The organism is Sphingomonas lacunae (genome assembly GCF_012979535.1).
In the GTDB taxonomy this organism is placed as follows: Bacteria; Pseudomonadota; Alphaproteobacteria; order Sphingomonadales; family Sphingomonadaceae; genus Sphingopyxis; species Sphingopyxis lacunae.
In genome coordinates, this window is the sequence record NZ_CP053015.1 from 1,060,465 (window position 1) to 1,079,609 (window position 19,145).

The 19,145-nt window shown below is 64.3% G+C and carries 15 protein-coding genes; 3 read left to right on the forward strand and 12 right to left on the reverse strand.

What is annotated here, in order from left to right; genetic code table 11:
* Positions 1 to 11: 11 nt before the first annotated feature.
* The 4 genes from holA to GV829_RS05000 form a co-directional block, all read right to left on the reverse strand.
* The gene (gene holA / locus GV829_RS04985; RefSeq protein WP_169944443.1) at positions 12 to 1,046 is read right to left on the reverse strand and encodes a DNA polymerase III subunit delta; all 1,035 of its coding nucleotides are present in this window, start codon (positions 1,044 to 1,046) and stop codon (positions 12 to 14) included.
* Positions 1,046 to 1,567 (reverse strand): LPS assembly lipoprotein LptE, encoded by a 522-nt coding sequence (gene lptE, locus GV829_RS04990; RefSeq protein ID WP_169944446.1) that lies wholly within the window; start codon positions 1,565 to 1,567, stop codon positions 1,046 to 1,048. Before lptE ends, holA begins: the two co-directional genes overlap by 1 nt.
* The gene (gene leuS / locus GV829_RS04995; protein ID WP_169944448.1) at positions 1,564 to 4,092 is read right to left on the reverse strand and encodes a leucine--tRNA ligase; all 2,529 of its coding nucleotides are present in this window, start codon (positions 4,090 to 4,092) and stop codon (positions 1,564 to 1,566) included. Before leuS ends, lptE begins: the two co-directional genes overlap by 4 nt.
* Before the next feature lie 189 nt (positions 4,093 to 4,281).
* Positions 4,282 to 4,701 (reverse strand): DUF3576 domain-containing protein, encoded by a 420-nt coding sequence (locus tag GV829_RS05000; protein ID WP_246203060.1) that lies wholly within the window; start codon positions 4,699 to 4,701, stop codon positions 4,282 to 4,284.
* 362 nt (positions 4,702 to 5,063) lie between these two features.
* Here GV829_RS05000 and GV829_RS05005 point away from each other — a divergent pair, with 362 nt between their 5' ends.
* The gene (locus GV829_RS05005) at positions 5,064 to 5,780 is read left to right on the forward strand and encodes a hypothetical protein (RefSeq protein ID WP_169944452.1); all 717 of its coding nucleotides are present in this window, start codon (positions 5,064 to 5,066) and stop codon (positions 5,778 to 5,780) included.
* A 56-nt stretch (positions 5,781 to 5,836) separates the two neighbouring features.
* Here GV829_RS05005 and GV829_RS05010 read toward each other — a convergent pair whose 3' ends face one another.
* Positions 5,837 to 6,376 carry a thiamine phosphate synthase gene (locus tag GV829_RS05010; RefSeq protein ID WP_169944454.1) on the reverse strand — a complete coding sequence of 180 codons (540 nt, stop codon included), beginning with the start codon at positions 6,374 to 6,376 and terminating at the stop codon, positions 5,837 to 5,839.
* Between the two features lie 83 nt (positions 6,377 to 6,459).
* Here GV829_RS05010 and GV829_RS05015 point away from each other — a divergent pair, with 83 nt between their 5' ends.
* On the forward strand, positions 6,460 to 7,155 hold the full coding sequence (locus GV829_RS05015) for a YggS family pyridoxal phosphate-dependent enzyme (protein WP_169944456.1): 696 nt from the start codon (positions 6,460 to 6,462) through the stop codon (positions 7,153 to 7,155).
* Between the two features lie 94 nt (positions 7,156 to 7,249).
* Here the strand turns inward: GV829_RS05015 and GV829_RS05020 are convergent, their stop codons facing one another.
* The 5 genes from GV829_RS05020 to GV829_RS05040 form a co-directional block, all read right to left on the reverse strand.
* Positions 7,250 to 9,994, reverse strand: coding sequence for a TonB-dependent receptor (locus tag GV829_RS05020; RefSeq protein ID WP_169944458.1), 2,745 nt, complete (start codon positions 9,992 to 9,994; stop codon positions 7,250 to 7,252).
* Positions 9,995 to 10,166: 172 nt separating this feature from the next.
* Complete coding sequence (pdeM, locus tag GV829_RS05025; protein WP_169944460.1) at positions 10,167 to 10,868, reverse strand: ligase-associated DNA damage response endonuclease PdeM; 702 nt, start codon at positions 10,866 to 10,868, stop codon at positions 10,167 to 10,169.
* A gap of 60 nt (positions 10,869 to 10,928) precedes the next feature.
* Entirely contained in the window at positions 10,929 to 11,969 is a 1,041-nt protein-coding gene (locus GV829_RS05030) for an aspartyl protease family protein (RefSeq protein ID WP_169944462.1), read from the reverse strand.
* Between the two features lie 131 nt (positions 11,970 to 12,100).
* Positions 12,101 to 13,327 carry a dipeptidase gene (locus tag GV829_RS05035; RefSeq protein ID WP_169944464.1) on the reverse strand — a complete coding sequence of 409 codons (1,227 nt, stop codon included), beginning with the start codon at positions 13,325 to 13,327 and terminating at the stop codon, positions 12,101 to 12,103.
* A gap of 41 nt (positions 13,328 to 13,368) precedes the next feature.
* The gene (locus GV829_RS05040) at positions 13,369 to 15,822 is read right to left on the reverse strand and encodes a ligase-associated DNA damage response DEXH box helicase (RefSeq protein WP_425505440.1); all 2,454 of its coding nucleotides are present in this window, start codon (positions 15,820 to 15,822) and stop codon (positions 13,369 to 13,371) included.
* An 18-nt stretch (positions 15,823 to 15,840) separates the two neighbouring features.
* Here GV829_RS05040 and GV829_RS05045 point away from each other — a divergent pair, with 18 nt between their 5' ends.
* Positions 15,841 to 16,878 (forward strand): ligase-associated DNA damage response exonuclease, encoded by a 1,038-nt coding sequence (locus GV829_RS05045; protein WP_169944470.1) that lies wholly within the window; start codon positions 15,841 to 15,843, stop codon positions 16,876 to 16,878.
* Between the two features lie 3 nt (positions 16,879 to 16,881).
* On the opposite strand, the gene GV829_RS05050 is transcribed toward GV829_RS05045, so the two are convergent.
* Positions 16,882 to 17,559, reverse strand: coding sequence for a peptidylprolyl isomerase (locus tag GV829_RS05050; RefSeq protein WP_425505460.1), 678 nt, complete (start codon positions 17,557 to 17,559; stop codon positions 16,882 to 16,884).
* A gap of 59 nt (positions 17,560 to 17,618) precedes the next feature.
* Positions 17,619 to 19,139 (reverse strand): RNA polymerase factor sigma-54, encoded by a 1,521-nt coding sequence (gene rpoN / locus GV829_RS05055; protein WP_169944472.1) that lies wholly within the window; start codon positions 19,137 to 19,139, stop codon positions 17,619 to 17,621.
* Between the last annotated feature and the right edge of the window lie 6 nt (positions 19,140 to 19,145).

The window sequence follows — 19,145 nt, forward strand, 5'->3', positions numbered from 1 at the left end:
TGTGTAGCCAGTCAGCGTGCACTCGCCGCGGCCCGCGCAATATCCGTCAAGGCGTGGCGAAGCAGCAGGGTTTCTGCATTCATCGGCGCCTTGAGTTCACGTTCCAGCTGGTGCAACCGTTCGATGAGCCGGGCGAGGCGGGGACTGTCCCATTTGCCTAGCTGGCGGGTAATGCCTTCCTTTTCTTTCCAGAAAATGGCCTTGCCCTGCGCCTCGACCACCTGCCGCGGTGACTGCCCTGCATCGACCTGACTGCGTAAACGGGCGAGCAGGTGGGCGCGTGTCGCAAGAGACCGGACCAGCCGGATATCCGCGACGCCGGTTGCCGCCAGGGTGATGAAGAGATCAGGCAGATCCGCCACCTTGCCTTCAAACAGCAGATTGACGGCGGCGCCCACATCCTCCTCTGGCAGGTCGGCGCCGATCGCCCGCCAGGCCTCGATGCCCACCTCGACACGCCCACCGGGTTGCGCATCGACAAACAGGGCCAGCTTGGTAACTTCCTGAGCCATCAGGCCCTGGTCACCACCTGTTGCCGAGGCAATTGCCCGCGCCACGTCGCGGGACAGCAGCATCCCCTGTTCCGTTGCCAGCTCTTCGGCAATCCGGCCTGCCTCATCGGCGCTCGGGGCATAAGCGATGACAGCGATGGCGGCCGGGTCCTTTTCCGCCAGCTTGACCAGCCTTGATTTGGCGGTCAGCGATCCGCCGATCACCACCACCGGATTGCCGGCTGCAGGCGCGGCCAGCAGATTTTCGATTGCCGGCAGCACATCATCCCCACCACCGGAAAAGAGGGTGACGCAAATCCAGCGCTGTCCGCCGAACATGCTGATCGATGCCGCCTCATCCGCCAGCAGCGCGGGATCATCCTTTAGCTTGGCCGGGGTGAAATCGATTCGCTCCGCCTCCTTGCCGACGGCCCGGGCGATGGTTGCCATTAGCGAGCGGGACAACGACTCGTCGGGTCCAGCCAATACATAGAGGCGGATGGCGGGGTTGAGCGTTGCCAGCGTTCGCGCCGCGCCCTGCGCCTTGAGCAGCATCAGTTGGCGGCAGGCTGGGCCGCGCGATTGCGGGCATAGACAGCGACGCGGGCGACTATCTGGTCAGCCACCGCCTCTGATAAACGCTCCAGCGCGGTGCGCTCGGCGGCGATGGTGGCATATTCGCTTCCCACCACATCCAGGCCGGTGTCCGATCCGGCGGTATCGTCGATCAACGTTGAACCATTGCTGGTATCAACCAATTGCCAGCGGGCACGCAACGTCCGCCGTTCCCGCGTTACCGAATCGTCGGCGCGCACGCCAAAGCCGGCAATCTCGTCACTCAGCCGCACATCGATGCGATAGCGGGTCGCCGTTCCATCGCCCGCCGCGCGCAGCCTGTCGCGCAGCGCGCCGCGCACCAGCCAGCCGGCCTCTCCCTCGATCGGGGCGACCGACACCGACGAAAGGGTGCTGCCGACAGCGCCGCCGGTGCCGCCCGCATAAAGCGGCTGCAATCCGCAGCCGGCCAGCAGCGGCGCGGCAAGCAGCGAAAGGGTGAGGGCGGCGGAGCGTATCATGCGACGATATTGACCAGCCTGCCGGGAACGACAATCACTCTTTTCACCGCAGCCCCGTCAAGCGCCCGCTGGACATTCGCCGATGCCAGCGCCAACGCCTCAAGGTCAGCCTGGGCAATATCCTTCGCGACAGTAAGCGTATCGCGCAATTTGCCCATCACCTGCACCGCGACCGTTACTTCATCATCGACCAGCAGTGCCGGGTCGGCCACTGGCCAAGCGGCGTCGGCAATCAACCCGTCCTCACCCCACCGCGCCCAGATTTCCTCGGCAATATGCGGCAACATTGGCGACACCAGCAGCACAATCGTGCGTGCCGCATCGTCCCGGCTGGCACCGGCTTTGGCCTTTTCAATGGCATTGGCCAGCGCGTAGAGCCGCGCGACCGCCTTGTTGAAGGCGAGCGCGTCGATGTCGGTAGTGACGCCGGCAATCGTCTTGTGGGTCAGCTTGTCGAGCGCGATGTCGCGCTCACCGCCGGTCCGCTCGGCCGTGGCAAGGCGCCACAGCCGCTGGACGAAGCGCCAGCATCCCTCAATTCCACTCTCCGACCATTCAAGGTCGCGCTCGGGCGGCGAGTCCGACAGCATGAACCAGCGCACCGCATCGGCGCCATATTGGTCGATGATGCCATCGGGATCGACGACATTCTTCTTGGACTTCGACATCTTGATGACCCGACCGACGTCGACCGGTTGGCCGTCGCTGCGCAAGGTGGCACCATGGCCGGTGCGCTCCACCTCTTCGGGGGTGAACCACAGCGGGGCAATGCCCTCACCCTGATCACGACTATAGGTTTCGTGGGTCACCATGCCTTGCGTGAACAGGTTGGCGAACGGCTCCTTCACATCGATCAGGCCGATATGCGCCAGCGCCCGTGTCCAGAACCGGGCATAGAGCAGGTGCAAAATCGCATGCTCGATACCGCCGATATATTGGCCGACCGGCAACCAGCGGCGGATTTCCTCCGGGTCGAACGGCTTGTCCTTGGGCTGGCTGGCAAAGCGCAGGAAATACCAGCTCGAATCGACAAAGGTGTCGAGCGTGTCGGTCTCGCGTCGTGCTGCCGCACCGCAGGACGGACAGTCGACATGTTTCCAGGCCGGATGCCGGTCGAGCGGATTGCCCGGCACGTCAAATGTCACATCCTCAGGGAGGGTTACCGGCAACTGGTCCTTGGGTACCGGTACCACGCCGCAGGCATCGCAATGGATCACCGGAATGGGTGTGCCCCAATAACGTTGCCTGCTGACGCCCCAGTCGCGCAGACGCCAGACGGTCTTGCCCTCACCCCAGCCTTCCTGCTCGGCCTTGGCAACCACGGCCGATTTGGCGCTGGCAATGTCCATGCCATCGAGGAAGTGCGAGTTCACGATGCGGCCGGGACCGGTATAGGCTTCATCGCCGATGAAATGCGGGTCGGTCTCGTCCCCGTCGGCGACGACGCGGATCACCGGCAGATCATATTTGCGGGCGAAATCAATGTCGCGCTGGTCATGGGCCGGGCAACCAAAGATGGCGCCCGTACCATAGTCCATCAGCACATAATTGACGACCCACACCGGCAGGTGCCAGTCTGGATCCAGCGGATGCTCGACGCTGAGCCCGGTATTGAAGCCCAGCTTTTCGGCCGTGTCGAGTTCAGCCTGCGCCGTGCCACTGGCGCGGCAGGTGGTTATGAACTCGGCGAGTTCGGGCGCATTCGCCGCAAGCTGCTCGGCAAGCGGATGATCGGGCGCAATGGCGACAAAGCTGGCACCGAACAGCGTGTCGGGCCGGGTGGTGAAAACAGCGATGCTGTCTTGCGACGCCGGGAATTTGAACCGGAACTCCAGCCCCTGCGACTTGCCGATCCAGTTTTCCTGCATCAGCTTGACCTTGTCGGGCCACTGGTCGAGCGTACCGAGGCCATCGAGCAGTTCGTCGGCAAAATCGGTGATCTTGAGGAACCACTGGCTCAGCTTGCGCCGTTCAACCGTCGCGCCCGAACGCCAGCCCTTGCCATCGATCACCTGTTCATTGGCCAGCACGGTCATGTCGACCGGGTCCCAATTGACGAAGCTTTCCTTGCGGGTCACGAGCCCCGCCGCCATCAGGTCGAGAAACAGCGCCTGTTCATGGCCATAATAGTCGGGTTCACAGGTGGCGAGCTCCCGGCTCCAGTCGATCGACAGGCCCAGCCGCTTCAGCTGCGCCTTCATCGCTGCAATATTGCTCCGGGTCCAGCCACCGGGATGGACGCCCTTTTCCATCGCGGCATTTTCGGCCGGCATGCCGAATGCATCCCATCCCATCGGGTGCAACACGGCGTGTCCGGTCATGCCCTTGTAGCGGGCAATCACATCGCCCATCGTATAGTTGCGGACATGGCCCATATGGATGCGGCCGGATGGATAGGGAAACATTTCCAGCACATAGGCTGCTGGCCGGTCCGGGAAGCGATCAGCGCGGAAGGACTGTTCTTTTTCCCAAGTGGCCTGCCATTTGCCATCGGCGGCGAGCGGGTTGAACCGCTGGTCGGTCATGTCATTCTTCCCATGCTTTGTCCGGTGCATTGCGGCATGGGGCCCTTGTCCCGGCCGGTCACCGTGCATCTGCTTCGTTCAAATGGGTCGGGCCAGTCGGGCAATGGACCGGCACATGGCCTGATCCACGCCCACTGGCCCGTTGAAGTCACCTGATGCACCCGTCAGGCCGGGCGCAACACACCAGGTTCACTCCCCGGCGATCGCCGTACGGCGCAGGTCGCGAGCCTTGGTAAGGATGATTTCCTCGATCCGTTGCACTGTGGCTGCCTGCAACGGCGCGTCGACCCAGTTTCCAGCCTGGGCCACCTGGCGCGAACCCGACACGCGCAGCGCATCGGCACGCAAGTCACGGTCGAGGATGGCAACCGTCAGCTTGACGCGCTCGCCCGGATTCTGCGGATTGGCGTACCAGTCGGTGACGATCACGCCGCCATTGGCATCGGCTTGCAGCAGTGGTGCAAAGGACAGGGCGTCGAGGCTGGCGCGCCACAGATAGGCGTTGACGCCAATTGTCGTAACATTGGATGCGGCGAGGTCGGCGCGCGGACGCTCCTGCCCACCGCCGCAGCCGGCAAGAGCCAGCGCAGCGGCAAGCGGGGCGGCCATCGCAAGGCGCCGCAGCGCGGCTGTACGACGGGAAAGCACGGATTGGGGCAGAATGGGCATGGCTTCGGCTGTCTTCCTTCAGCACGATGGTCCGGACAGGCAGGGCGCGGGTGCACCCGGCGCACAGCCGGTCGGTCAGGGGCTTCTAGCGAGCCTGCGGGCTGGCCGCAAGCCGCGCGGAGCCGGGCACCTTGGGCCTGGCACCGGCAATGCTTTGCACCGAAGCGGTACGCCGGCAACAAGTTGCCGGGGAAACCACTGTGCATAACATGCAACACATGCACTAAATCCATGCGTCAGTGCTGGCATTCCGTTGTGGAATGGTGATATGACGGTGTCCCGACAGGAGAGAATGACCGGTCATGATGTCCGATCGCACCTTTGCCGCCCTTGGCCTGACTGCCCTCGTCGCAGTCGGTCTTGCAGCGACTCCTGCGATCAGCGCTATCAGCCACAGCGCTACCGACCGTGCAGAGGCCTTGTCCGCGCTGGTGGGGCGCTTCACGCCTGCAACCGGCGACCCTGTTCTGCTTCAGAGATACGCCAATCTGCCGGATGAAGCGCGCCGCAATTTCCGGTTCACGCCTGCCATGTCGCGCAGCGAGAATCGCGCTGTAACGCTGGTCGTGCGCGCCCGGCCGACGACGATGACGAGCGCTGCCGCATCCTCGACCGGCGAATCGGCCCGCCCGGCCCAGCCTATTGCCATCGCTCCGGTCACCTACCGACTCGGCTCGGCGGTGGGATACACATCGTTCGCCAGTTCAACGGCTTCGCGCGAATCGGTTGATATTGCGACTCTGCCGCAGGCGCGTCAGCCGGTCGATCCGACAATTCGCCCGTCGCGCTTTGGCGCTGACATGCGACTCGACAGCCGCTCGCTGCCCGGCGCCTCAGAGCGTGCGCTGGATCCTGATCGCGCCTATTCGGTTGATGTGACTGGCAGCTATCGCCTGTCGCGCAATGTCGATCTGACGGCTGGTGTCCGCCTCCAGCGTGAGAATGACCGTCTCGCGCCTCTGACCGATCAGCGTCAGGACAGCCAGGCTGTCTATGTCGGAACCCAGTTCCGCTTCTGATTTTCAGGCAAGTCCCGACACAGTGTCGAACGGGATGATGTCCGTGCGGACCTGACTCACGCCGGATCGACCTGCCAGCCATCGATCGCCGCCCATCCATTGGCGCCATGGCGGCGCAGGGTCCGGTGTGACCGGGCTGTCATCCCGCCCAGCGCGATGACGTGGGTATCCTTGCGCAGCCGGGCTGCCAGGCGGGCAAAGCCCCGCACGCCCAATGTCACCGCGCCCGGATGGGACCGGGTCGCCCACACCGGGGAAATAAGGCACAGGCTGACCTTGGTCCTGAGTGCTCGGGCTGCCTGGCGTTCATCATGCACGGGCATTGATTCGATGCCGTTTCGACACGGCTGCGGCAGCCGCGTCACAGCACCGCCGCGATGACGACCGTCAAAGCCCGCCGCCCGGGCATCGGCGATCAGCAGCACATGCCGCTTGGCCCGTCCTGCCCGGCGGATGCTGCGGATCAGGGCCGCCCGGCCATCGGCCTCCATCGCATAGGGGCGGACAATCACGCCGGACCGTGGTGGCATGGCCGCAACGATACGCGGCATCGCTGATCCCAGCCGCCGGTCGGTCATCAGCCAGCAGAACGGCATCGGCGTTCGACGCCGGACAGGCTGGTCAGCGGAGGCAAGCGGGGACTGGCGCGGCAGCATGGCCCTTTCTATAGCGCCAGACCATGACTGCACCAGCCACGCCTACCGCGAACGTGACCGACCCGGCACGCGTCCGTCTCGAAACGATCAGCAGCGGCATTGCCCGCGCCTGTGCCGATGCGCGTCGATCTCCAGCTGATATTACCCTCATCGCCGTTTCCAAGACGCAAGCGGCTGACTCGATCATGCCGCTGATCGAGGCAGGTCATCGCGTCTTTGGAGAAAATCGAGTCCAGGAAACAGCTTCCAAATGGCCACCTTTGCGCGAACTGGTACCGGATCTCGAACTTCATCTGGTCGGCCAGTTACAGAGTAACAAGGCAGAAGAGGCGGTGCGGCTGTTCGATGTCATCCATTCGCTGGACCGGCCCAGCCTGCTCCATGCCCTCGCACGTGCGATGGACAAGGTCGGCCGGCACCTGCCCTGCTTCATTCAGGTCAACCTTGCCGGGGAAGAACAGAAGGGCGGTTGTGCGCCGGCTGAACTACCCGCCTTGCTCGACGCCGCCCGTCTCGCCAATGTGCCGGTGATTGGCTTGATGACCGTTCCGCCGGTCGATCGCGAGCCCGCACCATGGTTTGCCCTGCTCGCGAAGATCGCCGATGACCATGGTCTTGCCGGTCTGTCGATGGGCATGTCGGATGATTATCCGACAGCCGTGCGCATTGGCGCCACGCATATCCGGGTTGGCACAGCCCTGTTCGGGCAGCGCAACTGATCGTCCGGTAACGTCCATGAAAAAGGGCCCGCCTTGGCGAGCCCTTTTCCTTTTTGCCGTCGATGGGTCACCGGTTGCCCGGCGACCGACCCGATCAGAAGCGCGTACGGACCGTCAGGCCATAGGTGCGCGGTTCGGCGAGGAACATCGAGAAGATCTGGCGACCACCCGGATATTGCGGATCGACGAACGGAGCCGCGGTCGCACCAGCCTGGAACGGCGTGTTGAACGCCACCTGAGCATAATCGACGTTGAACAGGTTCTGGGCCCACAGCTCGACCGACCAGCGATCGTCCGGACCACGCAGGCCGACGCGTGCGTTGATCACGGTGAACGCATCCTGTTCCTTTTGCGGGAACAGGTCAGACCCGGTGTTGAAGTCGCTGGTCATGCGGCCATCGATATAGACCAGACCCGAAAGTCCGCTCGAACCGATTTCCGGGGTCCAGGTGATGGAACCCGTGGTCACCAGTTCCGGCGCGTTCGACAGATTGTCGCCCGGCAGCTTGCGCAGGGCCGGATCGAGCGGTGCACCGTTGCCGGTACCCACCAGATTGTTGCGATAGCTGGTGTTGGCATAGGTCAGGCCGGCGGCGACGCGGAAGTTGCGGGCCGGGACCAGCGAGGCCTCGACTTCAACGCCCTGCGAACGGACACCATAAGTGACGTCGCCAGCGGCACAAGCACCGGTGGCGGCGCTGGTGTCGCGGTCAGCACCGCCCAGGTTGGTGGCGCAACCATTGACATTCTGCACCAGGAAGACGGTGCCGTTGAAGGTGTTCAGCTGGAAGTCGCTGAAGTCCTGACGGAAGCCAGTGACGGTCAGGCTGAACGGACCGGTCGAATATTTGGCACCGATTTCATAGGCATCGACGGTTTCGGCATCGAATTCCAGATTGCGGACCAGATTCTGGGCGCCGCCCACCGAAGCGAAGCTGGCGATCGGCGACTTGAGGGCCGAACGGTCAAGGTTGAAACCGCCCGCCTTGTAGCCATGCGAATAGCTCGCATAGACCATCAGGTCGTCGGTCGGACGCCACGACAGGTTGAACGTGCCACTGAACTCGTCTTCGGTGCGACGGTTGTTGATCGTCACGCCGTTGAGTTCGGCGGTCGAGTTGCCCTGGCAGGACAGGCCGATGATGCCGCCGGCCAGAGCCGCGAGACCGGGATTGGTCAGGAAGCCCGACAGCGCCGCCTGGTTGGCGGTGCAAACGGTGTTGTCATTGCCAAAGCGCGCATCCAGCGTCTTGCGCTCGCTGGTGTAACGCAGGCCCAGCGTCACGTCGAACGTGTCGGTCACGTGGAAGATATTGTGCGTGAACAGGGCCCAGTTGCGGCTGTTCTGTTCATAGCGGTCAATCGTCGAACCGACATTGCTCATGCCGTCAAGCCGCGTCAGGCTGGCCAGAATGGCCGGGGCCGCCGCGCCAAAGGCACCAGTGATGGTGGCCTGGCCAACGCCCGGGATGATGCACGACGGGCTGGTCGGCGAATAGAGGCCGTTGAGGCCGCTGCCCGAAATCAGGCGGCACGCGGCAAAGCGGCCATATTCGCTGCCGAAGCGCAGATTGTCCTGAAGCGTCAGGTCTTCATTGGCGAAATAGCCGCCGATCAACCAATCGAGCTTGCCGTCAAAGGCTTCGCCCTTCAGGCGCAGTTCCTGGCTGAACGTCTGGAACTGGCGGAACGCATCATCGCTCGGTGCACGATAGAGGATATCGACCGCGCTATAGTCCACGTCGCCGCCCTGACCGCTCTTGTAGTCGCGATAGGCGGTGATCGACGTCAGCGTCACGCCGCCGAACTCGATATTGGCCTCGAGGCTGACACCGCCGTCGGTGGTTTCACCGGCAAAGCTGCGGCCGCGGGTCACCCAGATGTCACGGCTGTAGCCCTGGTTGAAGCCCGAGAGCGGCTGGCCAAGATCACGCAACACGTTGATGATGTTGTTGCCGGTCGTCGAATTGAGCGGCGTCGCGACATTGTTGAGGTTGCCGATGTAGGGATTGACCGACTGGTCGACATAAACGGCGCCGCAGCAGCTTTCGGTGCGGCGGGTATAGTCACCGATCAGGCGGAAGCTCAGCGTGTCAGACGGTTCGAACAGGAACTGGCCGCGCACGAAGAAGCGGTCGCGGTCATTGACGTCAGTGCCGTTGCGCACATCGTTGAGGAAGCCGTCACGCTGGACATAGACGCCGTCAAGACGGGCGGCGAGGGTTTCGCTCAGCGGGCCGGTGATCGATCCGGCCAGGCGGATGAAGTCATAATTGCCATAGGTGGCTTCGAAATTGCCACCAAGCTGGAATTCGGGCTTCTTCGAGAAGATGCTGATGACGCCGGCCGACGCGTTGCGGCCACCCAGCGTGCCCTGCGGACCACGCAGCACTTCGACACGGTCGATTTCGCCCAGTTCGTTGAGGCCGATGCCCGAACGCGAACGATAGACGCCATCGATGATGACCGCGACCGAGCTTTCCAGGCCGGGGTTGTCACCCACGGTGCCGATACCGCGGATACGGGCCGAACCATTGGCTTCCGAACCCGTCGACGAGACGAGCAGCGACGGGGCCACCTGGTTCAGCTGGCGGATGTCATTGGCGCCGCTGTTCTGCAGCGTGACGGCCGAAACGGCCGAAACGGCGACCGGAACGTCTGAAAGCAGCTGGGCGCGGCCCTGCGCGACGACGACGATGTCGCCCGTGTTTTCCGCTTCTTCGCTGGTCGCTTCATCCTGCGGGTTGGCATCCTGCGCCATGGCGGGGCTCGCAATGGCGGCAACGCTCGCAGACAGGAGCAGCGCGCCGAACAGGGCGCGCGACTGGGGGGTACGCATGGGACTCTCCTCATCCTCAAAAATGCCGGACACAGGCACGCTGGGTGGCCGTTTCCGATCAAACCGCTTTTATGAAAAATCGCCGGAAACTGCCAATGCCGACTGGCCTTGCCTGCCCCGATTTGCCGGGGTGTGCGGCATCCATGCCACAGTTGACAGCTTGACTGCCGCATCATCCGGACGTCTGGCGCCGACTCCGGATGGGTCTGTCTGGCCTGTCATCGGCCAGCGGCACCCGCAATAGCCGATGCCGGGTGGCCACCAAAGCCTCGCCACCCTGCGGAAACAGCGCCATAATTGCCGGCGAACGCACGTCCAGCCCGCCGGTCAGGGCACCAAAGGCTGGCAGGATGATGCGGTTCGACCCGATGACCGCACACGGGCGGGACATGGTCCGCATCGCCGTGGCAATCCGCACCTTGGGATGAAAATGACCGGACAGTTCGGGCATTGGCTCGTCCGGTCTTGCCTCATGCCTCAGGATCAGCCCGTTCACATCGGCTTCCTCCATCCGATCCCCAGGCATGGTGGCGGCGGCATCATGGTTGCCTGCAATCCAGACCAGCCGCCGCCCGCGGGCGATGGCATCGATCAACCCCCGGGATTCGGCGTCCAGCCGCTCTGGACCGACCGCGTCGTGAAAATTATCCCCCAATGCCCAAAGTTCGCGGGCGTCACAGGAATCGGCGATCGCCGCCAGCCGGGTCAGGGTGGCCCGGCTGTCGAACGGCGGCAGCATTTGTCCGGTGGCGGCAAACCAGCTCGCTTTTTCCAGGTGCAGGTCGGCCACCAGCAATGCACGGCGTGAAGGCCAGAACAGCGCCCGCTCGGGCAGCAGGCGAAACTGCTGGCCGGCAAATTCGAACAAGGACATGGGCGTGCTCATAAGCGCCGGCGGCAACCGCCGGCAAGGGGGGGGGCAGCGGTTTGCCAGTCAGCGCGCTGGCACCAGTCCGCGCAGATCGAGCGGCTGGCTTCGCGATCTTGCGCGCGCGCCACCGGGCAGGTCAAACGTCACCCGGCGATTGGCAAAATCGACCCCGACCCGGTCGAACATCTGCAAACTGTCCATGCCGAGCAACAATGCCGGTCGCTCCTCGAGGCCGAGCACCGCAAAGACCGGGGAGTCGGCATAGGCCACCGGCACATTGTTGAGGTCGATGCCGGCGATGCTGATCACGTCGATACTGCCCATTTCCACCGCCAGCTGTGCCCCGGTGACGCTGGTCAGTTGCCCGTCGGTCAACCGGTTGCCGCGGCGCCCGGCCTGCACCAGACGCCTCAGGGCCCGGTTGCCGACGCTGGACTGCCCGCCGGTATCAATCACCAGATCGACCCTGCGCCCGTTATAGGTCGCGCTCGACAGGATCATGCGCCCGGCTTCACGCCGGGCCGTCACGACAATGGCGTCGCTGTCAAATTCCGGTTGGCGCTCACGCCTCCGGGTCCGCTGCGATTCCAGTATGTCGATCTGCCTGGTGGTGAAATCGATCACCAGCCGGTGGTTTTCCAGGCTGTCGATACCGATCAGGCCCGGCCCGCCGATGGCCGCCTGACCAAAGGCCGGCACAATCAGGCTACCGAGCTGAAGATGGTTGAGGTGAACCGAATCGATATGGAACAGATCGGCCATGGTGGCTTCGGCAATGCCGACGACCCGCGCCTGTCCCGCACTGGCCAGACCCAGCCGCGCGGCCAGCTCGCGCGAGACCACAGTGCGCTCCGCGCCAGTGTCGACGATGAAGCCGAATGGCCCCTGCCCCCCGACCCGGACCGGCAAGGTCAGCCGGTTATAGCGGTCCTCCCGCATCATCTCCACTAGCAGCGGCGCCTCTGCCGTCGTTTCCAGCGGATCTGCCGGTGCATGGACATGCGGCGGCGAATTGGCGAACGAGGCGGCCGGCGCCAACAGGCTGGCGATCATCGCCAGGGCAAGGCCTCGCAAGCGGAACCGCGATATGGCGTCTGCCATCATTGCTCTCCTCGGCGTGCCGGCCATTCTGGTCCGCGCGGGAGTGCGCGTCGGCCGGCTTCACCGTCTGAGGGACAATCTAGGGTCGCGAAGGACAAGCGGCAAGCGGGACGACAAGGCGATTGGCCAACGGTTCAACGGCGTGCCGCTGTCGCCTCCACCTGCCGCATCACCCGCAGGATATTGCCGCTCCAGATCTTGCCGACATCCTCTTCGCTATAGCCCCGTGCCAACAGGGCGGCGGTGATGCGCGGCAGGGCGGCGACATCATCCAGCCCGGCAACGCCGCCGCCGCCATCCCAGTCGGCACCAATCCCGCAGTGGTCGACGCCGACAACCTCCAGACAATGGAACAAAGCCCGCATGAACAGGTCGAAATCGCCCTCATTGACCCGCTCGGTCCGGTCAAGCGAAGCCCAGTCCGCCGCCAGCCTGCGCTGCTGCTCCGGGGTCAGATGTTCAATGTCGTCAAACTGGTCATACAGCGGCGCGCGTGCCGCGCTGTTGTTGAATCGGGAGAGAAAGACGCTGTTGATGTGGATCACCCCGCCCTGTGCAGCGACTTCGCGCGCCAGTGCGTCATCAACATTGCGGCGATGGTCAAAAATCGCCTTGAACCCGGAATGGGAGAGGATCACCGGTGTGGAGGAAAGCGCCATCATCTCCCGCAACGCCGCGTCGGACGAATGGCTGCCGTCAATCACCATGCCCAGCCGGTTCATCTCGGCCACCCACTGCCGCCCGAGCGGTGAGAGGCCGCCCCAGCGGTTCTGCCCGGTCGCACTGTCGGCAAACTGGTTGTCGCGACTGTGGACCGGTCCGGCCATGCGCACGCCCCGCGCATACCAGTCGGCCAGTCCCGCGACGGATTCGCCCAGCGGATAGCTGTTTTCAATGCTGATGTAGCTGATCCGCCGGCCGGTTGCGGCAATCCGCGCGGCATCGTCCGCCCTTGTGGCCAATGTCATCGCTTCGCGCTGTTCGCGCAATATCCGCTCAACCGATGCCAGGCGGCTCTCGGCATGGCGGGCCGCGGCGGCATAGCCTGCGGCATCGACCGGCCCTTGCGAGGTATAGACGACGAAAAATCCGCCATCGAGGCCGCCTTCACGCATGCGCGGAATATCGACATGGGTCAGGTGGCTGGCAAATGTCTGCCGTTCGGCAATCGACCAACCCGGCCGATTGAAATGCATGGGCGTGTCGAGATGTGTGTCGAGCGCCAGCACCCGCTCATGGACCGCCGCCGGGTCGTTGGACAGGGGGGTCGGCGCGGGTGACGTGGCTGGCGCACAGGCGGCCATGGTCAGAAGGGCGGGCAGGATCAGCGCGGGCAACGCATGGCGGGTCAGACGTGTCATGCCGGACAGCCTAATGCAGCCCGGCGCAGGGTGCAAATCCCCTAAGCCATCGCCCGCTCGACCAGTGCGGCCTCCATGTCGAGCAACGCCTCTTCGGTCGCTTCGGTGCTGACACCTTCGCGGCCGATGATGGTCAGGACCGGGACGGCAAGCGGACTGAGGCGCGACAGTTGCTCATGCACCATCGTCGGCCCGGCACGTTCGATGAGGTCACCCAATCGTCCGACATCGGTCAATCGCGCCCGGGCATCGGCCCAAGCCGCCTCGATCAGCAGATGGTCGGGCTGGTAGCGCATCAGCACGTCAAAGATGAGGTCGGTGGAAAAGGTGACCTGACGCCCGGTCTTGCGCTGGCCAGGATGCTGGCGCTCGATCAGCCCGCCGATCACCGCCACTTCCCGGAACGCGCGTTTGAGCAGATGCGATTGTTCGACCCATTCGACAAATTCGTCGGCCATGATTGTCGCGGTCAACAGCTCGGCCGGCCGCTCGACCGGCTTCACGCTCCAGATTGCGAGGGCATAATCGGTCGCCTGAAAACCGAGCGGTTGCAGCCCGGCCCGCTCCATCCGCTTGGTCAGCAGCATGCCCAGCGCCTGATGCGCATTCCACCCCTCGAACGGGTAGAGCAGCCAGTAGTGACGCCCTTCATGGGGGAAGGTTTCGACCAGCAGCTGGTCGGGGCGCGGCAGGCGGCTTTTCCACATCTGCATGCGCAGCCATTCGGCGACATCATCGGGAAAACCGCGCCACTCATCGGGGTCGGCAATCATCCGCCGTACCCGCTCGGCAAGATTGGTGGTCAGTGCCATGCGCGCGCCCATATAGGCGGGAATGCGCGCCGATTTGCTGGTTGCCCGGACCAAGAGGTCGCTATCCCTGATTCCTTCCACTTCCAGCGCGATGCCCGCGAACTGGAATGTGTCGCCCGGGACCAGGGTCGAGGCGAAATATTCCTCTACCGTGCCCAGCTTGCGGCCATTTTTGAAGCGGACGGTGAGCGCCGGTGCCTCGACGATGATGCCGGCATTCAACCGGTGCTGTTGGACAAATTTCGGCCCGGCGATGCGCCACTGTCCCGGCCCCGCCGGCGCCAGGCGGCGGAACCGGTCATAGGCCTTGAGCGCATAACCGCCATCGCGGACGAACCCCAGCGTCCGGTCGAACGTCGCCCGGTCGAGTGTGGCATAGGGCAGGGCGCTGCGCACTTCGGCGAACAGCGCGTCCTCGTTGAACGGCCCGCTGCACGCCACCGCGGTGATATGCTGCGCCAGCACGTCGAGGCTGCCGGGGCGGAATAGATCGGCGTCGCGTTCCCCCGCCTCGATCGCATCGAGCGCGGCGCGGGTTTCGAGCCATTCAAAGCGGTTACCCGGCACCACCATCGCCCTGGACGGTTCGTCGAGCCGGTGATTGGCCCGGCCGATGCGCTGGATCAGCCGGCTTGCGCCCTTGGGGGCCCCCATCTGGATGACGCAGTCGACATTGCCCCAATCAAGCCCGAGGTCGAGGCTTGCCGTCGCCACCAGCGCCCGGATGCGCCCGTCGGCCATCGCCTCCTCGACCTTGCGCCGGGCCTCAAGGCTCAGGCTGCCATGGTGGATGCCGATGGGCAGACCCTTGTCATTGGCCTTCCACAGCTCCGAAAAGATCAGTTCGGCTAGGCCGCGCGTGTTGACGAAGACGATGGTCGTCCCATGCGCCTCGATCGCCTCCATCACTGCGGGTATCGCATATTTGCCCGAATGGCCCGACCAGGGAACCCGGCCTTCGGGCAGCAGGATGCCGATTTCGGGATCGGCCCCCGCCTCGCCCACGACCAGCCGCACCGCTTCAATATCCCCACCAGGCGCAAGCCAGCCTCGCCAGTTGTCGGGATCTGCAACTGTGGCGGACAGGGCGACCCGGCGCAGCGCAGGGCGCATGGCCTGCAATCGCGCCATGCATAATTGCAACAAGTCGCCGCGCTTGCCGGTACCGAATGCGTGAACCTCGTCGATGACTATGCAGGCAAGGCCCGAAAAAAGGTGCGCCGCATCCTCATGGCTCAACATCAGGCTCAGCGATTCAGGTGTCGTCAGCAAAATGTCGGGCGGGTTGCTTTTTTGTCGCGCCCTTCGGTCTGCCGGCGTGTCGCCAGTGCGCGTTTCGACCCGGATGGACAGGCCCATTTCCTCGATCGGCATCAACAAGTTGCGCCGAACATCGGTGGCCAGCGCCTTGAGCGGGCTGATGTAGAGCGTGTGGACCCGCCCGCTGCCTCCGCCCCGATGTAGTTCGATCAGGCTAGGCAGGAATCCCGCGAGCGTCTTGCCCGCCCCGGTTGCTGCGACCAACAGGGCATGACGGCCAGTCGCGCCCGCCTCGATCATCCCGCGCTGATGTGCGCGCAGGCGCCAGCCGCGCCGGACCAGCCAGTCGGCGAAGACCGGCGGCAGCAGGTCATGGTCACCGGATTCGACCGATGGCTGGGGCAGGGTGGATTCGCCGCTCACAGCCGCCATATAGGCAAGATGGACGCGCTTGCTCAGCCCCTCTCTCCGTCACGGCTCGGCCGCTGGATCGAACCGCGCCGCCAGGGCATCTATGTTCCTGCCGCCGATGTCTGGATTGACCCGTCCATTCCTGTCCCTCGTGCGCTCGTCACCCACGGCCATGCCGATCATGCCCGTGGCGGCCATGGCGCGGTTTGGGCAACACCGGAAACGCTGGCGATCATGGCGGTCCGCTATGGGGATCAGGTCGCCGGGCACAGCCAGCCGATCCGTTATGGCCAACCACTTGGTCTCGGCGGTGGCGTCACGGCTTCCTTCCATCCTGCCGGCCATGTGCTCGGCTCGGCCCAGATATGCCTTGAAAAGGATGGGGAGCGGATTGTCGTTTCGGGCGATTACAAGCGGCGTGCCGACCCGACCTGCACCCCTTTTGAAGTTGTTCCCTGTGACGTCTTCATCACCGAGGCGACCTTTGGCCTGCCCGTCTTCCGCCATCCGCCGACTCAGGACGAGGTTGCCAAATTGCTGGCCGCCCGTGCCGCCAATCCTGACCGCTGCATCCTTGTTGGCGCCTATGCGCTCGGCAAGGCGCAGCGGCTGATTGGCGAGTTGCGTGCCGGCGGATATGGCCGCGCGCTGTTTCTTCATGGTGCACTGGTTCGCCTGTGTGACCTCTACCGCGAACATGGCGTGGATCTCGGCGAGTTGCGCCTGGTGTCAGAGGTGAAAAAGGCGGATCTTGCCGGAGAAATCATCCTCGCTCCGCCCTCTGCACTGGCCGACCGCTGGTCGCGCAGCCTGCCCGACCCAGTCACCGCCATGGCGTCAGGCTGGATGCGGGTGCGTGGCCGGGCGCGGCAACGCAATGTCGAACTGCCGCTGATCCTCTCCGATCATGCCGATTGGGACGAACTGCTCGATACCATCCGCGATGTCGGTCCGCGCGAAGTCTGGGTCACCCACGGGCGCGAGGAGGCGCTGGTGCACTGGTGCCAGACGCACCAGATCAGGGCCCGCGCGCTCCACCTCGCCCATTATGACGATGAGGATGACTGATCCCTATGGGGCTGGCGGCGCAGGTTGAGGCGCCACCCGCCGGGCTGATGTTATCCGCACCGGCTCGGCAAGCATCTGTCCGCGCATCACGCCTTCGCCTGCATTGGGGTCGGTTGGCAGCGCCATGATCGCGCGGATCAGGTCCATCCCCTCGACCACCCGGCCGAATGCCGCAAAGCCATCAGGGTCTCCGCCGCTGCCCGCCGGCTGCGCGTCCAGACTGACCAGATCTCCGACTGTGATAAAGAAATCTCCGGTGCCGGTGCCGGGGGCCAGCCGGGCCAGGCTTATTGCGCCATCCGTGTGTGACAGGCCGGTCTGGCTGGTGGGTTCATGGGCCACCGGGCGAAGCGTACGTTGCGGCATCCCCCGCGTGCCCATCTGCACCAGCCCATAGCCCTGCCCCAGGTTCATCGCCCGATAAAATGTCGTGCCGTCCAGTCGGCGCTGGTCGACATAGCGTAGGAAATTGGCGGTGGTCAGAGGCGCGCGCTGTGTTTCCAGTTCGATGATGATGGTCCCCAGGCTGGTGGTCAGCGCCACTCTGGGCAGGCTGGGCGCGGGCGTCGGCGCGGCAGGCTGAGCTAGCGGCGGCGCGGGCGGCGGCGTGCCTGTCTGTGCCGACACAGGGGATGCGCTCAGCAGCATGAAGGTCGAAAGGGCGGTGAGCGGGAATCGCATGGTCATGCCGACAGGATTAGCCCGCCGCACCTGAACCGCAAGTTTCTCCTGCGCCCTGCCTATCCAGCCAGTGCCTTGGCCCGCCGCCGCTGCACGCTCGACCCGATGCCCATGGCCTCCCGATACTTGGCCACGGTCCGCCGGGCGATGTCGCACCCTTCCTTGCCGAGCAGTTCGACCAGCGTGTCGTCAGACAATATCGCCTTGGCGCTTTCTCCGTCGATCAGTGCCTTGATCCTGCTCTTGATCGCCTCGGCGGACATGCCGCCTTCGCCATCGGCCGAGGCGATGCCGCTGGAGAAGAAATATTTCAGCTCATACATGCCGCGCGAGCAGGACAGATATTTGTTGCTGGTCACCCGGCTGACGGTCGATTCGTGCATGGAAATCGCCTCGGCCACCTGCCGCAGCGTCAGCGGTTTGAGCGCCGATACCCCATGCAGGAAAAACCCCTCCTGCTGTTTGACGATTTCGCGCGCGACCTTGATGATCGTCTGTTGGCGTTGGTCGAGCGCCTTCACCAGCCAGTTGGCGCTGGCCAGGCAATCCGCCAGCCAGGCTTTGCCGTCCCTGGCGCCGGGGCCCTTGCCTGCACCCGCCGCCAGTTCGGCATAATATTGCCGGTTGACCAGAACGCGGGGCAATGTCGCATTGTTGATTTCGATCGCCCAGCCTTCGCTGGTCTGGCGGACGAACAGGTCGGGGACCACCGGCGTCGCATCCGATGCTGCAAAACGCAGGCCAGGCTTTGGGTCGTAGCCGCGCAGCTCGCGGATCATGTCGGCCCAATCTTCCTCATCCACCCCGCACATCCGGCGCAGTTGTGCCGACTGGCCCTTGGCCAGCATGTCGAGATTGTCGATCAAGCGCGCCATTGCAGGGTCATAACGGTCGGCCTCGCGCGCCTGTATGGCAATACATTCGGACAGCGACCGTGCGCCCACACCTGCCGGGTCAAAATGCTGCACTGTGCCCAAAACGCTTTCAACATGCCCGCGCCCCACCTCCAGCCGCAGCGCCAGCTCATTGAGGTCGGCATCCAGATATCCTGAATCCTCGACGGATTCGATCAGCGCGACGGCAATGGCATGGTCGATGCCGGACAGGCTCTGGCCCGCCTGTGCCAGCAAATGATCCCGTAATGTCGTCTCGGCACAACGGAAACTGTCAAAATCAATCGCTTCGCCGGCCTCGCCTGCCCCCGCTTCGCCAATGCCGGAAAAACCCGGGCCTTCGGCATTGTCCGGACCTTCCGCGGCCGCCACCGGTTCCCATGCCGAATCAGCGGGCGAATCATGGTGGAATGTTTCGCTGCTGAAATCGACGTCCAGCTCTCCCGGCGCGGCGCCCATGCCACTTTCGAACAGGCGGTCGGTGGCTTCGGCGCGGTCGCTGGTCGGCGTTGCACTTGTCTCACCGCTCTCGCCGCTGTCGAGCAGAGGATTTTTGGCGAGTTCCTCGGCCAAAACCCCTTCCAGTTCGAGGTTGGACAGCGCCAACAGCTTGATCGCCTGCTGCAATTGAGGCGTCATCACCAGCGATTGCGTCTGTCTCAGATCGAGGCGGGGAGCCAGCGCCATGGTCTG

Excerpts from the sequence above, each read along its gene's own strand:
- holA (WP_169944443.1), bottom strand. The coding sequence starts at position 1,046 with ATGCTGCTCAAGGCGCAGGGCGCGGCGCGAACGCTGGCAACGCTCAAC.
- lptE (WP_169944446.1), bottom strand. The coding sequence starts at position 1,567 with ATGATACGCTCCGCCGCCCTCACCCTTTCGCTGCTTGCCGCGCCGCTG.
- leuS (WP_169944448.1), bottom strand. The coding sequence starts at position 4,092 with ATGACCGACCAGCGGTTCAACCCGCTCGCCGCCGATGGCAAATGGCAG.
- GV829_RS05000 (WP_246203060.1), bottom strand. The coding sequence starts at position 4,701 with ATGGCCGCCCCGCTTGCCGCTGCGCTGGCTCTTGCCGGCTGCGGCGGT.
- GV829_RS05005 (WP_169944452.1), top strand. The coding sequence starts at position 5,064 with ATGATGTCCGATCGCACCTTTGCCGCCCTTGGCCTGACTGCCCTCGTC.
- GV829_RS05010 (WP_169944454.1), bottom strand. The coding sequence starts at position 6,376 with ATGCCGTTCTGCTGGCTGATGACCGACCGGCGGCTGGGATCAGCGATG.
- GV829_RS05015 (WP_169944456.1), top strand. The coding sequence starts at position 6,460 with ATGACTGCACCAGCCACGCCTACCGCGAACGTGACCGACCCGGCACGC.
- GV829_RS05020 (WP_169944458.1), bottom strand. The coding sequence starts at position 9,994 with ATGCGTACCCCCCAGTCGCGCGCCCTGTTCGGCGCGCTGCTCCTGTCT.
- pdeM (WP_169944460.1), bottom strand. The coding sequence starts at position 10,868 with ATGTCCTTGTTCGAATTTGCCGGCCAGCAGTTTCGCCTGCTGCCCGAG.
- GV829_RS05030 (WP_169944462.1), bottom strand. The coding sequence starts at position 11,969 with ATGATGGCAGACGCCATATCGCGGTTCCGCTTGCGAGGCCTTGCCCTG.
- GV829_RS05035 (WP_169944464.1), bottom strand. The coding sequence starts at position 13,327 with ATGACACGTCTGACCCGCCATGCGTTGCCCGCGCTGATCCTGCCCGCC.
- GV829_RS05045 (WP_169944470.1), top strand. The coding sequence starts at position 15,841 with ATGGACGCGCTTGCTCAGCCCCTCTCTCCGTCACGGCTCGGCCGCTGG.
- GV829_RS05050 (WP_425505460.1), bottom strand. The coding sequence starts at position 17,559 with ATGCGATTCCCGCTCACCGCCCTTTCGACCTTCATGCTGCTGAGCGCA.
- rpoN (WP_169944472.1), bottom strand. The coding sequence starts at position 19,139 with ATGGCGCTGGCTCCCCGCCTCGATCTGAGACAGACGCAATCGCTGGTG.